This window comes from Rhodoferax sp. GW821-FHT10B06 (assembly GCF_059415605.1).
In genome coordinates, this window is the sequence record NZ_JBWKNO010000006.1 from 254099 (window position 1) to 268820 (window position 14722).

The following is a 14722-nucleotide window of genomic DNA, read 5'->3' on the forward strand; positions in this document are numbered from 1 at the left end:
CATACGCACTGGCTTAACGAGAACGCTTATGGCTCTGACCCTTGACGACAAATTGGTGGTGGCGATTTCATCGCGCGCCCTCTTCAACCTGGAAGAAGAAAACCGCCTGTTCGACGCGGGCGACGACAAAGCCTATATGCAGCTGCAGTACGAGCGGCTGGACATCACCGCCAAGCCGGGTGTGGCGTTTTCGCTGGTAAAAAAGCTGCTGGCCTTCAACGCCGATGGCGTGAAGCGGGTCGAGGTGGTGATACTGTCGCGCAACGACCCGGTCAGCGGCATGCGTATCTTCCGCTCCAGCCAGGCCAGCAATTTGCAGCTGGAGCGCGGTGTGTTCACCCAGGGCCGCGCGCCCTTCGGCTACCTGCGGGCGCTAGGCGCGCACCTGTTCCTGTCGGCCAATGAAAAAGACGTGCGCGAAGCGCTGAACCTGGGCTTTCCCGCAGCACGGGTGTTGACCGAATCGGCCCAGGCCGGCGACAGCAACCCGCATGAAGTGCGCATCGCCTTCGACGGTGACGCCGTGCTGTTCAGCGATGAGGCCGAGCGCATCTACCAGTCCGATGGCCTGCCCGCCTTCCAGCAGCACGAGGTCGAACATGCCTCCATACCGCTGCCCGACGGCCCGTTCAAGCCACTTCTGGCCGCGCTGCACCGCCTGCAAAAGGCCAGCACCCCGAATATGCGCATACGCACGGCCCTGGTCACGGCCCGCAGCGCACCGGCGCATGAGCGCGCCATTCTGACCCTGATGCGCTGGAATATTGCGGTGGACGAGGTGATGTTCCTGGGCGGGCTGGAGAAAGGCCCGTTCCTGCGCGAATTCGAGCCCGACTTCTTCTTCGACGACCAGACCGGCCACGTCACTTCCGCCGCGCAGCACGTTCCGGCCGGCCATGTGAGCAGCGGCGTATCTAACCCATCGCATTAAGCCCGCGAACTAATCCGCGCCGCAGCAGTCCATCTGCGGGCTTGTCCACTCTACCTACGTCACACACCCATGAGTCTTGCTTCGCGCTTTTCCAATCTGAAAGCCCAGACCGCCAAAGTCTGGGCTTTGTCGATTCCGTACTTCAAATCCGAGGAAAAATGGAAAGCCCGCGCCCTGCTGGCCGCCATCGTGGCGCTGAACCTGCTGGGCGTTTACCTGCTGGTGCTGCTGAATGAATGGAACCAGGTGTTCTACGACGCGCTGCAAAACAAGAACGCTGCCGTGTTCTGGCAGCAGCTGGGGCGCTTCACCTACATCGCCTTCGCGCTGATCATCCTGGCGGTCTACAAGTTCTACCTGACCCAACTGCTGGAAATGCGCTGGCGCGCCTGGATGACCGAGCACTACCTAGCCCGTTGGCTCAGCAACCAGTCGTTCTACAAGATGGAACTGGCCCGCTTTGCCAAGACCGATGCACTCGCCACCCCGGACAACCCCGACCAGCGTATCCAGCAGGACCTGAACCAGTTCACCAGCCTGACCATCGACCTGTGCATGGGCGTGCTGAACGCGCTGGTCACCCTGGTCAGCTTTGTCGGCATTCTGTGGGGCCTGTCGGGCAACTTCTCGTTCCGCCTGGGCGGTAGCGAATACTTTATCCCCGGCTTCATGGTCTGGATGGCCGTGCTGTACTGCCTGGCCGGCAGCGTGATCACCTACTGGATTGGCCGCCCGCAGATCAAGCTGAACTTCCAGCAACAAAAAGTCGAAGCCGACTTCCGCCACCACATGGTGCGGGTGCGGGAATACAGCGAATCGATCGCGCTGGACCGTGGCGAGGCCGCCGAAAAAGCCCATTTGGACCTGCGCTTCAAGGCCGTGCTGGCCAACTACCTGAAGCTGCTGAAGGCGCAGAAAAGCCTGATCTGGTTCAACAGCTTTTTCGGCCAGGCGGCGGTGGTCTTTCCCTTCATCGTTGCGGCACCGCGCTTTTTCAGCGGCGCCATCCAGCTGGGCCAGCTGATGCAGATTTCATCCGCCTTTGGCCGGGTGCAGGATTCGCTGAGCTGGTTTGTAGACAACTACAGCAGCCTGGCCGCCTGGCGCGCCACCACCGACCGCTTGACTTCGTTTGAAGAACAAATTCAGGCGCTGGCGCAGGTAGAGTCTGCGCAAGCAGCTATCAATTCTGCAGCGCCCGATACGCTGAATGTCCATGGGCTGACCCTGCGCCTGCCGAATGGCCAAGTCTTGTTGCAAGGGCAAAACCTGCATGCAGCGCCTGGCGACAGCATTCTGCTTAACGGCCCCTCGGGCAGCGGCAAGTCCACGCTGTTCCGTGCGCTGGCGGGCATTTGGCCGTTTTCCAGCGGGCAGGTGGCACAGCCGCAGGATGCGATGTTCATCCCCCAGCGGCCCTATTTCCCGGACGGCAAGCTGCGCGATGCCCTGGCCTACCCCTTGGCAGCCGACCAATACGACGACGCACAGCTGCGCCAAGCGTTGGCAGATGCCTTGCTGCCTGACCTGGGTGAACAGCTGGACGTGGAAGCCGCCTGGAGCCAAAAACTCTCGGGTGGCGAGCAGCAGCGGCTGGCGATTGCACGCGTTCTGCTGAAGAAACCCCGTTGGATTTATGCCGATGAAGCCACCAGCGCACTCGACGCCCCCACCGAAGAAGCCATCTACAAACGGCTGCTAGCGCAGGTACAACAGGCGCAAGGCGCTATTATTTCAATAGCTCACAGACCCGCCATCGGCGCATTCCACAGCACGCGCTGGACGCTGGAGCCACAGGCCGAAGGCGCTGCGGCTCGCTACCACTTGGTGCAAAGCCAGGGCTGAAACAACAAGGGCCCCGTCGGGGCCCTTTAAAAATACCTTGGCGGTTTAAACGCTGCTGCTGGTCTTTTTCACGACGGTGGGGTCGGAATAGGTCAACGGCCCTTCGGATTGCTTTTCGGAGTTCAAAACCTGGTTGGTCGCCTGGTTGGTCACGTCCACCGCATTGCCGCCGGCGCGCCACAGGGCCTGTAAAAAGTCCAGCAACTTCTTTGACAGGGGTTCGGGCGGCGGGTTTTCCACCTTTTTATCAGAGGCCTCGGGCGTGGTGGTCCAGTCTTTGGACGGCTCGTTTTCAGTCGTCGTGGGCTGGTTCGGACCTGGCTCCTTGCCGGCATCGACAAGTTTGGCCGTCTTGGCGGTATCTTCGGGTGCTGCGCTTTGAACCGGGTCTTGTGTCTTCTTGGTCTCGACAGCGGCTACCGAAGCAGCAGCATTTGCCGCGCCAACCGCAGTGTTGGCCACACCAGCCACTGCTTTGATGCCACCGGCTTCGTCGGCTTTTTCCTTGGCAGCAGGCTGGATGGACGCTCGCAAGCGTGCCGCAGCCTCTAGCGCGGCAATCTCTTGCTGGGTGGTGGAGATATCCACTTTCGTGGAAGGTTCGGGCTTGGACGCCGCCTCTACCTTGGCGGTCGCTTCCTGAATCAATGCGGACTCGGCCTTGGGGGCCGCCGCACCGATGCCCGAATGCGTACCGGCGGCAGTCGACGGCCAGCTAGCGGTTCGTTCAACAGAGGGCAGTTGCATAGCGTTCACCAGGTTAGAGGGCGATGGAATACTTTTTCCACGCCACGTATCTTGGTTAACGGCAGAAATGGAGGCTTATTTAGGGCTATTTCTTAAAAAAGATAAAAATCTTTACAAAGAAACATTTTCCCGGCCCTCAAGTTTTCAAAGGAAGCGCTCCAGCAGGCGGCGCGAGGCCCGGTCCAGGGACAGCATGTCGCGCACGCGGAACTGCACGCCCGCCCCGCCAGCGATCAGCAGGCCGGTCCGGCCCAGACGGCGGATGTCTTCCTCGGTCTTGAGCACGAACTCGGTGTCGCCCCGATCGGTCTCCACCGTCCACACGCTGGGGGTGGAAAAGGTGGACACGGTCTTTAGCCGCCGGATCTCGGGCACAAACTCGCGGTTGGCCAATTCTTCGGACAACAGCGCCCACACCGCTGGCGGCAGGCTGCTGGTTTGCGCTACCCACACCAGCTCGCGGCCTTCGGTGCCTACCAGGGACAAGCCCTCTTCAGGCGACGTAATGGGAAATGCCCGTACCGGCAGCACGCCCTCGTGGCGCTCACCGCTGGCAAGCACCAGCACCAGACGCCCAAAAGCGTCACGTTCCAGTTGGAAATCAGGGGTTAACACAGCCATCATGGATTACCTGCAGGGTGGGCCGAATGGGCTATCGGCATGGAGGCGGACAAACTTAAACCCTCGTCTTCGGCTTCAGTGCGGCGCAACTGGGCCTGGTAGAGGCGCCAGTACGCCCCCTGGCGCTCCATCAATTCCTCATGCGGGCCGACCTCGACCACCCGACCGCGGTCCATCACCACCAGGCGGTCTGCCTTGCGCAAGGTGGACAAGCGGTGGGCGATAGCGATGGTGGTGCGGCCCTGTACCAGGTTGTCCAGCGCCTTCTGGATCTCGTTCTCGGTCTCGGTATCCACCGATGAGGTGGCCTCGTCCAGGATCAAGATACGCGGGTCGATCAGCAAGGCCCGCGCGATGGAAATGCGCTGGCGCTCCCCGCCCGACAGACCCTGGCCACGCTCGCCCACCAGCGAGTCATAGCCCTGGGGCAGGCGCAGTATGAACTCGTGCGCATGCGCGGCACGCGCGGCCGCCACGATCTCGGTGCGGCTGGCGTCTGGCCGGCCGTAGGCGATGTTCTCGGCAATCGTGCCGAAGAACAGAAAGGGCTCTTGCAGCACCAGGCCGATGTGGCGGCGGTAGTCGGCCACGGCAAAACGGCGGATATCGGTACCGTCCACCTGGATGGAGCCGTCTGTGACATCGTAAAAACGGCAGATCAGGTTCACCAGGGTACTCTTACCCGATCCGCTGTGGCCGACCAGGCCGATCATTTCACCCGGGCGTATCACCAGATCCATGTCACGAATGACCGAGCGGTTGCCGTAGCGGAAGCCAATGCCTTTCATCTCGATCTGGCCGCGCACCTGCACCGCGCCGGGCATGCCCGAGCCGACCACCACGGGTTGGGTGGGTTCCGGCACATTAGATACATGGTCCAGGATGTCAAAAATGCGCTTGGCGCCAGCCGCCGCCTTCTGCGTGACCGACACAATGCGGCTCATCGAGTCCAGCCGGGTGTAGAAGCGGCCGATATAGGCCACGAACGCGGTCAACACCCCCACGGTGATCTGCTGCTTGGAAACCAGCCAGATACCGAAGGCCCAGACCACCAGCAGGCCGACCTCGGTCAACAGCGACACCGTGGGCGAAAACAGCGACCAGACCTTGTTCAACCTGTCATTGGCTTCCAGGTTGTGCTTGTTGGCCGAGCGGAAACGCTGGGCTTCGCGCTTTTCCTGGGCGAATGCCTTGACCACGCGGATGCCGGGGATGGTGTCAGCCAGGACATTGGTCACTTCAGACCAGACCCGGTCGATCTTCTCGAAACCGGTGCGCAGCCTGTCACGCACGATATGGATCATCCATGCGATGAAGGGCAAGGGGATCAGCGTCACCAGCGCCAGCAGCGGGTTTTGGTAGAACAGGATCACCGCCGTCATGGAGATCATCAGCACGTCGGTGGCGAAATCCAGCGCATGTAACGACAAAAAGACGCAGATGCGGTCGGTTTCCGAGCCGATGCGCGACATCAGGTCGCCAGTGCGTTTGCCACCAAAGTAGTCCAGCGACAGCTGCAGCAGGTGGTCGAAGGTGGCGGTACGCAGGTCGGCGCCAATGCGCTCCGACACCAGCGACAAGATATAGGTACGCGCCCAGTTCAGCCCCCAGCCCAGCAAGGCGGCGCCCAGCAGCCCGCCCAAGTACACCACCACCTTATGCGGTTCGATGGTCTGGCCGTTCTGGAACGGAATCAGTATCTCGTCCATCAAGGGTATCGCCAGGTAGGGCGGGATCATGGACGCTGCGGTGGACGCCAGCGTCAGGCCAAAGCCCGCCGCCAGCTGCTTGCGGTAAGGCTTGGCAAAGCGCCACAGGCGCAGCAGCACCCAAGTCGATGGCGGCGTATGCAGCTCGCGCTGGCAGACGCTGCACTCGTCGCTCTCGGGCGGCAACGGGGAATGGCAGGTGGGGCACAGGCCAGGGTCGTCGGCCACCGCCAGCGGGTCGATTGGTACCAAGCGTTGCTCGAACAGCTTGAGCAGGCGCAGCGCCTGCGGATCGGCAGCCAGGGTGTAGCGCCAGCTGGCCAAACGGGTGTGGCTGTTGTGCAACTCCAGCGTACCCACGCCTGCATGGTCGAAATGGCGCAGGGCCAGATCTGAAGCCAGCGGCCAGCTGGTCCACACGCCATCCTGGCAGGCCAGCAGGCGCTGGTTGGTCAAGGCCAGCAGGCCGGGCACAAAGCGCAGCTGGGTATCCAGGTCAACGGACAGGCTGGCTACGACGTTCTCGTGGGCAAGGAGCTGCTTTTGCAGCCCAAGGGAAATATCGACTGTATGGTGTTCTTGCATTTTTTTGACCCCGCGATCTCTTACCTGGTGCCAGATGGGCCAGCGCCTCAGCGGGGCCTCAGATTCTCGCCGATGGCGCCTTCATTTCTCACTACCATATAGCAAAGTGCACAATAGCCACCCGCAGCCGGGGTGCCCGGCCACAACACCCCCGAAGAACATGAGCCCCAAGGACGATATCCAACTTCTGCGCATCAACTACCTGCGCGGCCCCAACATCTGGACCTACCGACCGGCTCTCGAAGTCTGGCTAGACCTGGGGGAACTCGAAGACTACCCCTCCAATCTGTTGCCAGGTTTTACCGACCGCCTGGTCGCCATGCTGCCCGCCCTGGTAGAACACCACTGCGGCGTTGGCGAACGCGGTGGCTTTCTGCAGCGTTTGGTGGAAGGCACCTGGGCCGGCCATATCCTGGAGCACGCAGTGATTGAGCTGCTGAACCTGGCCGGCATGCCCACCGGCTTTGGCCAAACCCGCAGCACCTCCCAGCGCGGCGTCTACCGCATGGTGTTCCGGGCCCGTGACGAGCAGGTTGCCCGCACCGCCCTGGCCCAGGGCCACCGACTGCTGATGTCGGCCATCAACGATATTCCATTTGACGTAGCCGCCGCCGTGGCCGCCGTGCGCGCCGAGGTGGATGACTGCTACCTAGGCCCCAGCACGGCCTGCATCGTGGCCGCCGCCACCGACCGTGGCATTCCGCACATCCGCCTGAATGACGGCAACCTGGTGCAACTCGGCCATGGTGCCCGCCAACGCCGCATCTGGACGGCAGAGACCGAATTCACCAGCGCCATCGCCGAAGGCATCGCGCATGACAAAGACCTGACCAAGACCCTGCTGCAGTCCTGCGGTGTGCCCGTGCCCGAAGGTGTTGCCGTGGACAGCCCGGCCGCCGCCTGGGAAGCCGCGCAAGACATCGGACTGCCCGTGGTGGTGAAGCCATCCGACGGCAACCATGGCCGCGGCGTCACCCTGGACCTGAGCAACCAGGCCGACATCGAAGCCGCCTACCTGGTGGCCGAAAAGCACGGCAGCGAGGTGCTGGTGGAGCGCTTTGTGCGCGGCAACGAGCACCGCCTGCTGGTGGTTGGTGGCCGCGTGGTCGCCGCCGCACGCGGCTCGGTGGCCTGGGTTACCGGCAACGGCCACTCCACCGTGGTGGAGCTGGTTGATACCCATATCAACACCGACCCGCGCCGGGGCACCCACGAAGACGCACCATTGGGCCTGATCGACACCCGTGGCGACGAAGCCGTGCTGCTGGACCTGCAGCGCCAGGGCCTGACGCCCGACTCGGTACCCGCCGCTGGCCGCCAGGTGCTGATCCAGCGCAACGGCAACGTGGCGATCGACTGCACCGACCAGATGCACCCCGAGGTGGACCACATCGTTTCGCTGGCGGCTCGTATCGTGGGCCTGGACATTGCTGGTGTGGACGTGGTGGCCGAGGACATTTCCAAGCCGCTGAGCGCCCAAGGCGGCGCCATCGTCGAAGTGAATGCCGGCCCCGGCCTGCTGATGCACCTGAAACCGGCCGAGGGCGCCCCCCGCCCCGTGGGCCGAGCCATCGTGGACCACCTGTTCTCCGAGCACGAAACCGGCCGCATCCCGGTGGTTGGCGTAGCCGGCACCCAGGCCACACACACCATTTCGCGCCTGGTCGCCTGGCTGCTGCATCTGAGCGGCCTGCGCGTGGGCCTGGCCTGCCGCGACGGCCTGTTCCTGGACACCCGCCGCATCGAATCCACCGACTGCGCCCACTGGGCACCGTCGCACCGCCTGCTGATCAACCGCTCCATGGAAGCCGCGGTGATTGAAAACGGCGCGGCCAGCATCCTGCGCGACGGCCTGGCCTACGACCGATGTGCCGTGGGCATCGTCACCGACATGGGCGGTGCAGACAAGCTGGCTGAATTCGACATCACCGAGGAAGACCAGCTCTACAAAGTGCTGCGTACCCAGGTAGACGTCGTCTTGCCCGAAGGCGTGGCGGTGCTGAATGCGGCCAACGCGCGCGTGGCCCAGATGGCCGAACTCTGTGACGGCAGCTCCATCCTGTATGGACTGGACCCGCAATTGGAAGCCACCGTGGCCCACCGCGCCACCGAAGGCCGTGCCGTGGTGGTCAACAAGGGCTACATCATGCTTGCCACCGGCAGCTCCGAAGCACCATTGGTGAGCCTGGACATCCTGTCTGCCGTCTGGCAGCGCGAGGTGCCGCTGGAACCCATCCTGGCCGCGATTGCCGCCGCCTGGGCCATGGACATCTCGCCCGACCTGATCGTCGCCGGCCTGAAAACATTTGAGCTGGACCTGCCTACCGCGCGCACCGTACTCCCCGCCGTGCCCACAGCAGCGCCCTACCGTACCGAACAAGAAGATAGAAAGACCGACTGATGGAAGTCTCACGCATTCGGGCCCTGCGTGGCCCCAATCTCTGGAGCCGCCACACCGCCGTCGAAGCCGTGGTTTCGTGCGTGGAAAACGAACGTGCCATCGGCCAGTTGCCCGGCTTCGAGGCCACCGTACGCGCACTGTTCCCCGCCATAGGCCCGCTGCGCCCCAACCGCGAACACGCCTCGGTATCCCTGGCCCATGTGCTGGAAGCCGCCACCCTGGCCCTGCAAGCCCAGGCCGGCTGCCCTGTGACCTTCAGCCGCACGGCCTCCACACCGCAAGCGGGCACCTACCAGGTCATCGTGGAATACAGCGAAGAGGCTGTTGGCCGCCAGGCACTCGAACTCGCCCAGGCGTTGATCCAGGCCGCCCTAAGCAACACCACATTCGACGTGGACAGCGCCATCGCCCAGCTGCGCGAAACCGACGAAGATGAACGCCTGGGCCCCAGCACCGGCGCCATCGTGGACGCGGCCGTAGCCCGCGGCATTCCCTACCGCCGCCTGACCAAGGGCAGCATGGTGCAATTTGGCTGGGGCTCGCGCCAGCGCCGCATCCAGGCAGCGGAGTTCGATGCCACCAGCGCTGTCTCCGAGGCGATTGCCCAAGACAAAGACCTGACCAAAAAACTGCTGCACGCCGCCGGCGTACCCGTGCCTCTGGGTCGCCCCGTCAATAGCTTGGATGAAGCCTGGCAAGTCGCCCAGGAAATCGGCCTGCCCGTCGTGGTCAAGCCGCAGGACGGCAACCAGGGCAAGGGCGTCACCGTGAACATCGTGGACCGCCCGCACCTGGAAGTGGCCTATGCCGCCGCCGCCGAGATTGGCGAAGTCATGGTGGAAAAATTCCTGCCCGGCAGCGACTTCCGCCTGCTGGTGGTGGGCAACAAACTGGTAGCTGCCGCCCGCCGTGACCCGCCCCAGGTGCTGGGCGACGGCGTGCACACGGTGCGCGAGCTGGTGGACATCGTCAACTCCGACCCCAAGCGCGGCGAAGGCCATGCCACCTCGCTGACCAAGATCCGCTTTGACGACATCGCCATCGCCCGCCTGGCCTTGCAAGGCCTGCAGCCAGAATCGATTGCCGAAAAAGGCCGGCGCATCATTCTGCGCAACAACGCCAACCTGAGCACCGGCGGCACCGCCACTGACGTGACCGACGACGTGCACCCCGCCGTCGCGGCCCAAGCCGTGGCCGCCGCGCAAATGATTGGCCTGCACATCTGCGGCGTGGACGTGGTCTGCGAAAGCATGCTCAAGCCGCTGGAAGACCAGCACGGCGGTATCGTGGAAGTGAATGCTGCCCCTGGCCTGCGCATGCACATTTCGCCGTCGTTCGGCAAAGGCCGCAACGTCGGCGAAGCCATGGTCAGCAATCTGTATGCACCGGGCGAAGACGGCCGCATCCCGGTGGTCGCCGTCACGGGTACCAACGGCAAGACCACCACCGCCCGCCTGATCGCCCATCTGTTCACCAGCAGCGGCATGCGCGTCGGCATGACCAACACCGATGGCGTGTACGTCAACGGCCGCCAGATTGACAGCGGCGACTGCTCGGGCCCGAAAAGCGCGCGCAATGTGCTGATGCATCCCGACGTGGATGCGGCCGTGTTCGAAACCGCGCGCGGCGGCCTGCTGCGCGAGGGCCTGGGTTTCGACCGCTGCCAGGTCGCCGTGGTGACCAATATCGGCGCCGGCGACCACCTGGGCCTGAACTACATCACCACGGTGGAAGACCTGGCCGTGCTTAAGCGCGTGATCGTGCAAAACGTGCAGGCCACCGGCTATGCCGTGCTGAACGCCGCCGACCCCATCGTCGCGGCCATGGGTGCCTCCTGCCCCGGCAACGTGATCTTCTTCACCGCCGACCGCCACCACCCGGTGATGGCCACACACCGGGCCCAAGGCCGGCGCACGGTGTATGTGGATGGCGACCACATCGTGGCGGCCGTGGGTTCCTGGCGCGAACAAATCGCCTTGCGCGATGTGCCGTTGACCCGTGCCGGCACCATCGGCTTCCAGGTGGACAACGCCATGGCCGCCGTGGCTGCCGCCTGGGGTGTGGGCCTGAACTGGGACACCATCCGCCGTGGCCTGTCCAGCTTTGCCAATGACGCCGACAACGCGCCTGGCCGCTTCAACGTCATGGACTACCGTGGCGCCACCATCATTGCCGACTACGGCCACAACCCGGACGCCATGCGCGCCCTGGTCGCCGCCGTGGACGCCATGCCCGCCAAGCGCCGCTCGGTGGTCATCAGCGGCGCTGGCGACCGGCGCGACGAAGACATCCGCGAGCAAACCATCATCCTGGGCGACGCTTTTGACGACGTGATCCTGTTTGAAGACGCATGCCAGCGTGGCCGCGCCGACGGCGAAGTCGTCGCCCTGCTGCGCGAGGGCCTGGCCAACGCCCAGCGCACCCGCCAGGTGGACGAAATCTATGGCGAATTCATCGCCATCGACAAGGCCCTGGAACGCCTGCAGCCCGGCGACTTGTGCCTGATCCTGGTGGACCAGGTGGAAGAAGCTCTGGCCCACCTGGCCCAGCGCGTCGCCGCCGCCTAAGCCATTCCAGGCAGCGCCCCAGTTTCATAAAAGAAATGGAGCGCTGGCGCAGAATACACCTGCGCCAGTAGCTACCAAAAATATAGCAACCGCTTTCGTTCGGGCAGATCGGGCTGGGTACAGATTCGCAACAGGGTGTAGCCAGCGCGGCTGCCGCCCGGCTGGACTGTAAAATCGCGCCTTTTCGCCCCCTCCCCTCCCATGTCGTCTGTCCCCGCTGGGCACTCCCGTGCCTGCTTTGACCTGAAAAGCGCTACGCTGCCCTTGATGGCGCTGGTGCTCAAGACCGCCAACCTCAACATCCTGGGGCAAGAGCTGGAAGCGCGCTATGGCGACACACCCGACTTCTTTGACCAGGACCCGGTAGTCGTCAACCTGGCGCAGGTCGAGGAAGAAGCCCTGCCCATAGACTTCAAACAACTGTGCGTGCTGCTGCACAGCTACCGCATGCATGCCATTGCCGTGCACGGTGGCAGCCCGGAACAACGCGCCGCAGCCGTGGCCGTAGGCCTGGTGGAAGCACCCGACATTACCCACGCACAGCCGCTGCCGGCCCCCGCCCCTGCGCCCGTGGCACCCGAAGCAATTGCCCCCGCTGTGGCGCCCGGCACGCTGATCATCGACAAGCCTTTGCGATCCGGCCAGCAGGTCTACGCCCGGGGCGGCGACCTGGTGGTGCTGGCCGTGGTGAGCTTTGGCGCCGAAGTGCTGGCCGACGGCAATGTGCATGTGTACGCCCCGCTGCGTGGCCGCGCGATTGCCGGCGCCAAGGGCAATACGGATGCGCGCATCTTCAGCACCTGCCTGGAAGCCCAACTGGTGTCGATTGCCGGCACCTACCGCACCTCTGAGATCCCCTTGCCCGCCGATGTACTGGGCAAGGCCGCCCAGATTCGCCTGGTGGGCGAAAAGCTGGTGATGGAACCCCTCGTTTAAATTTAACCCTCTCAATCCAGAAAGACCCGCAACCCATGACCAAGATCATCGTGGTGACATCCGGCAAAGGTGGCGTTGGCAAAACCACCACCAGCGCCAGCTTCGCATCCGGCCTCGCTTTGCGCGGCCACAAGACGGCGGTGATCGACTTCGACGTCGGCCTGCGCAACCTGGACCTGATCATGGGCTGCGAACGCCGCGTGGTGTATGACCTGATCAACGTGATTCACAACGAAGCGAATCTGAACCAGGCGCTGATCAAGGACAAGCAGTGCGACAACCTGTTCGTGCTGGCCGCCTCGCAAACCCGCGACAAGGACGCCCTCACGCAGGACGGCGTGGAGCGCGTGCTGAAGGACCTGGGCGACATGGGCTTCGAGTACATCGTCTGCGACTCACCTGCCGGCATCGAAACCGGTGCGCTGATGGCCATGCACTTTGCCGATGAGGCCCTGGTGGTGACCAACCCCGAAGTCTCCTCGGTGCGCGATTCCGACCGCATCCTGGGCATGCTGGGGTCCAAGACCAAGCGCGCCATAGAAGGCAAAGCCCCCGTCAAGGAACACCTGGTCATCACCCGCTACAACCCCACCCGCGTGGAAGACGGCCACATGCTGTCGCTGGAAGACATTCAGGACATCCTGCGCATTCCGCTGATGGGCGTGATCCCCGAGTCGGAAACCGTGCTGCAGGCATCGAACCAGGGCCTGCCGGCCATCCATCTGGCAGACAGCGATGTGTCCGAGGCGTATAAGGACGTGGTGGCACGCTTCCTGGGCGAAGAAAAACCCATGCGTTTTGTGGAAGCCGTGAAACCCGGGTTTTTCAAGCGCCTGTTCGGGGGGAAATAAACCATGTCTTTCCTGTCTTTCCTGCTGGGGGAAAAGAAAAAGACCGCCACGGTCGCCAAAGAGCGGCTGCAGATCATTCTGGCGCACGAGCGCAGCGGCCGCGGCGCCAGCCGTCCTGACTACCTGCCCGCACTGCAGCGCGAACTGGTGGCCGTGATCAGCAAATACGTGTCCATCAACGCTGACGACATCAAGGTCCACCTGGAACGCCAGGACAACCTGGAAGTGTTGGAAGTGAAGATCGAACTGCCAGAGGCCCTTCGATGAAAGCGTGGATGGCTGCCGCAGGTATTTCTGTCGCCTGCGCAAGCAGCCTACATGCCGAGCAAATTGGCGCGGTAGACACGGCCTTCCAATGGATAGGCCCGGACCACAAGATCGTGGTCGAAGCCTATGACGACCCGCAGGTGCAAGGCGTGACCTGCTATGTATCGCGCGCCAAGACCGGCGGCATCAAGGGTGCGCTGGGCCTGGCCGAAGACAAGGCCGAGGCCTCCATTGCCTGCCGCCAGGTTGGTCCCATCAGCTTCAGCAAACCACTGCCCCAGCAGGATGAGGTGTTCAACGAACGCCTGTCCATCCTGTTCAAGAAGCTGCGCATCGTGCGGATCGTGGACAAGCAACGCAACGCGCTGATCTACCTGACCTATTCAGACAAGCTGATCGACGGTTCGCCGCAAAATGCCGTCACCGCCGTGCCAGTGGACCGTGGCACGGTGATTCCGCTCAAATAGATGGTGAATAGGCTCTAGGACCGCTCAGGCCCAGTCGTTGCCACCCATATCACCGAGATCAAACACCTCGTCGTTACCCGAGCTGTCCATGCTGGACGGCGTATCCACCGCAAAAGCCCCGGCATCCCTGGCCAGGCTGCTATCGCTCTGGCCCAGGAAATTGCTGTCCAGCGATGGGAAGGCGGGCACCAGCTCAGTCAGGCCAAAGGTCGATGCCGACGCATTGTTGTGGTGGCCCATCAGGTTCTCAATGCCCTGGAACAAAAAGGCACCGGCTGCCACTCCAGCCGCCGTGGTTGCCATGCTGGTTAGAAAGCTGGGCGCCTGGAAGCGTGAAGGCGCAGCCGCCACAGGTGCAACAGGTGCAGGTGCGGGCGAATAGGCAGGTGGGAGCGCCGATGCAGGCGGCGCCACAGGCGACTGCGCATACGCCGACGAAGCAGGATTGCGACCCCATGCCGTGCTGTCCAGAAAGCTACCGCTTGCCGAAGCCGGTGCCTTGCTGCGTTGCAATTCGGCCTGCAGGCTGGCGATCTGCGCCTGGGCCGCTTGCAGTGCCTGATCCTGCAGCAAGCTGCGCTGGACCAGCAAATACGTGGCATCCGGCTGGCAAGCCACCGTGCTTTCAATCAGCGCATGGGCTTCGGGGTCTTTGGGGCCACCCTTGGCCAGAGCCAGCTGCTGCAGGAACTGGGTCAGTTGTTCGCGTTCTTGGAAGTTCATAAAAACCTCGTCCAGGTAGTAGTACTTAATAGATACGCACTGTGATCCACAAATTCAATACCTATACATGCC

Annotated in this window: 12 protein-coding genes; 8 read left to right on the forward strand and 4 right to left on the reverse strand. The window is 63.2% G+C overall.

From position 1 onward, the window contains the following. The first annotated feature begins 28 nt into the window (after positions 1–28). Together AC07O2_RS12405 and AC07O2_RS12410 are read left to right on the forward strand one after the other, a co-directional pair. Positions 29–931 (forward strand): 5'-nucleotidase, encoded by a 903-nt coding sequence (locus AC07O2_RS12405; RefSeq protein ID WP_495076050.1) that lies wholly within the window; start codon positions 29–31, stop codon positions 929–931. Positions 932–1000: 69 nt separating this feature from the next. After that, positions 1001–2776 carry an ABC transporter ATP-binding protein/permease gene (locus tag AC07O2_RS12410; protein ID WP_495076051.1) on the forward strand — a complete coding sequence of 592 codons (1776 nt, stop codon included), beginning with the start codon at positions 1001–1003 and terminating at the stop codon, positions 2774–2776. A 45-nt stretch (positions 2777–2821) separates the two neighbouring features. Here AC07O2_RS12410 and AC07O2_RS12415 read toward each other — a convergent pair whose 3' ends face one another. From AC07O2_RS12415 to AC07O2_RS12425, 3 genes are all read right to left on the reverse strand, one after another. Further along, complete coding sequence (locus AC07O2_RS12415; RefSeq protein ID WP_495076052.1) at positions 2822–3523, reverse strand: hypothetical protein; 702 nt, start codon at positions 3521–3523, stop codon at positions 2822–2824. 144 nt (positions 3524–3667) lie between these two features. Then, positions 3668–4147, reverse strand: coding sequence for a cyanophycin metabolism-associated DUF1854 family protein (locus tag AC07O2_RS12420; protein WP_495076053.1), 480 nt, complete (start codon positions 4145–4147; stop codon positions 3668–3670). After that, positions 4144–6438 carry a cyanophycin metabolism-associated ABC transporter gene (locus AC07O2_RS12425; protein ID WP_495076054.1) on the reverse strand — a complete coding sequence of 765 codons (2295 nt, stop codon included), beginning with the start codon at positions 6436–6438 and terminating at the stop codon, positions 4144–4146. The genes AC07O2_RS12420 and AC07O2_RS12425 overlap by 4 nt, the downstream gene beginning before the upstream one ends. A 160-nt stretch (positions 6439–6598) precedes the next feature. On the opposite strand from AC07O2_RS12425, the gene AC07O2_RS12430 reads away from it, so the two are divergent. The 6 genes from AC07O2_RS12430 to AC07O2_RS12455 all read left to right on the forward strand — a co-directional run bounded on the left by AC07O2_RS12430 (position 6599) and on the right by AC07O2_RS12455 (position 13927). Continuing rightward, positions 6599–8839, forward strand: coding sequence for a cyanophycin synthetase (locus AC07O2_RS12430; protein ID WP_495076055.1), 2241 nt, complete (start codon positions 6599–6601; stop codon positions 8837–8839). Then, positions 8839–11406, forward strand: coding sequence for a cyanophycin synthetase (cphA, locus tag AC07O2_RS12435; RefSeq protein ID WP_495076056.1), 2568 nt, complete (start codon positions 8839–8841; stop codon positions 11404–11406). The genes AC07O2_RS12430 and cphA overlap by 1 nt, the downstream gene beginning before the upstream one ends. Before the next feature lie 201 nt (positions 11407–11607). After that, on the forward strand, positions 11608–12342 hold the full coding sequence (minC, locus tag AC07O2_RS12440; protein WP_495076057.1) for a septum site-determining protein MinC: 735 nt from the start codon (positions 11608–11610) through the stop codon (positions 12340–12342). 35 nt (positions 12343–12377) lie between these two features. Continuing rightward, positions 12378–13193, forward strand: coding sequence for a septum site-determining protein MinD (gene minD, locus AC07O2_RS12445; RefSeq protein ID WP_495076058.1), 816 nt, complete (start codon positions 12378–12380; stop codon positions 13191–13193). A 3-nt stretch (positions 13194–13196) separates the two neighbouring features. Beyond that, positions 13197–13460: a cell division topological specificity factor MinE gene (minE, locus tag AC07O2_RS12450; protein ID WP_076197818.1), complete on the forward strand. Its 264-nt coding sequence runs from the start codon at positions 13197–13199 to the stop codon at positions 13458–13460. 8 nt (positions 13461–13468) lie between these two features. Further along, positions 13469–13927, forward strand: a complete 459-nt coding sequence (locus AC07O2_RS12455) for a CreA family protein (protein WP_495076089.1) — start codon at positions 13469–13471, stop codon at positions 13925–13927. Between the two features lie 24 nt (positions 13928–13951). Here the strand turns inward: AC07O2_RS12455 and AC07O2_RS12460 are convergent, their stop codons facing one another. Next, positions 13952–14650, reverse strand: coding sequence for a DUF2076 family protein (locus tag AC07O2_RS12460; RefSeq protein ID WP_495076059.1), 699 nt, complete (start codon positions 14648–14650; stop codon positions 13952–13954). Positions 14651–14722: the final 72 nt, after the last annotated feature.

Bases quoted from the DNA above. Each gene is read 5' to 3' on its own strand.
- cphA (WP_495076056.1), top strand. From the start codon at position 8,839: ATGGAAGTCTCACGCATTCGGGCCCTGCGTGGCCCCAATCTCTGGAGC.
- AC07O2_RS12425 (WP_495076054.1), bottom strand. From the start codon at position 6,438: ATGCAAGAACACCATACAGTCGATATTTCCCTTGGGCTGCAAAAGCAG.
- AC07O2_RS12415 (WP_495076052.1), bottom strand. From the start codon at position 3,523: ATGCAACTGCCCTCTGTTGAACGAACCGCTAGCTGGCCGTCGACTGCC.
- AC07O2_RS12410 (WP_495076051.1), top strand. From the start codon at position 1,001: ATGAGTCTTGCTTCGCGCTTTTCCAATCTGAAAGCCCAGACCGCCAAA.
- AC07O2_RS12430 (WP_495076055.1), top strand. From the start codon at position 6,599: ATGAGCCCCAAGGACGATATCCAACTTCTGCGCATCAACTACCTGCGC.
- AC07O2_RS12455 (WP_495076089.1), top strand. From the start codon at position 13,469: ATGGCTGCCGCAGGTATTTCTGTCGCCTGCGCAAGCAGCCTACATGCC.
- minD (WP_495076058.1), top strand. From the start codon at position 12,378: ATGACCAAGATCATCGTGGTGACATCCGGCAAAGGTGGCGTTGGCAAA.
- AC07O2_RS12460 (WP_495076059.1), bottom strand. From the start codon at position 14,650: ATGAACTTCCAAGAACGCGAACAACTGACCCAGTTCCTGCAGCAGCTG.
- minC (WP_495076057.1), top strand. From the start codon at position 11,608: ATGTCGTCTGTCCCCGCTGGGCACTCCCGTGCCTGCTTTGACCTGAAA.
- minE (WP_076197818.1), top strand. From the start codon at position 13,197: ATGTCTTTCCTGTCTTTCCTGCTGGGGGAAAAGAAAAAGACCGCCACG.
- AC07O2_RS12420 (WP_495076053.1), bottom strand. From the start codon at position 4,147: ATGATGGCTGTGTTAACCCCTGATTTCCAACTGGAACGTGACGCTTTT.
- AC07O2_RS12405 (WP_495076050.1), top strand. From the start codon at position 29: ATGGCTCTGACCCTTGACGACAAATTGGTGGTGGCGATTTCATCGCGC.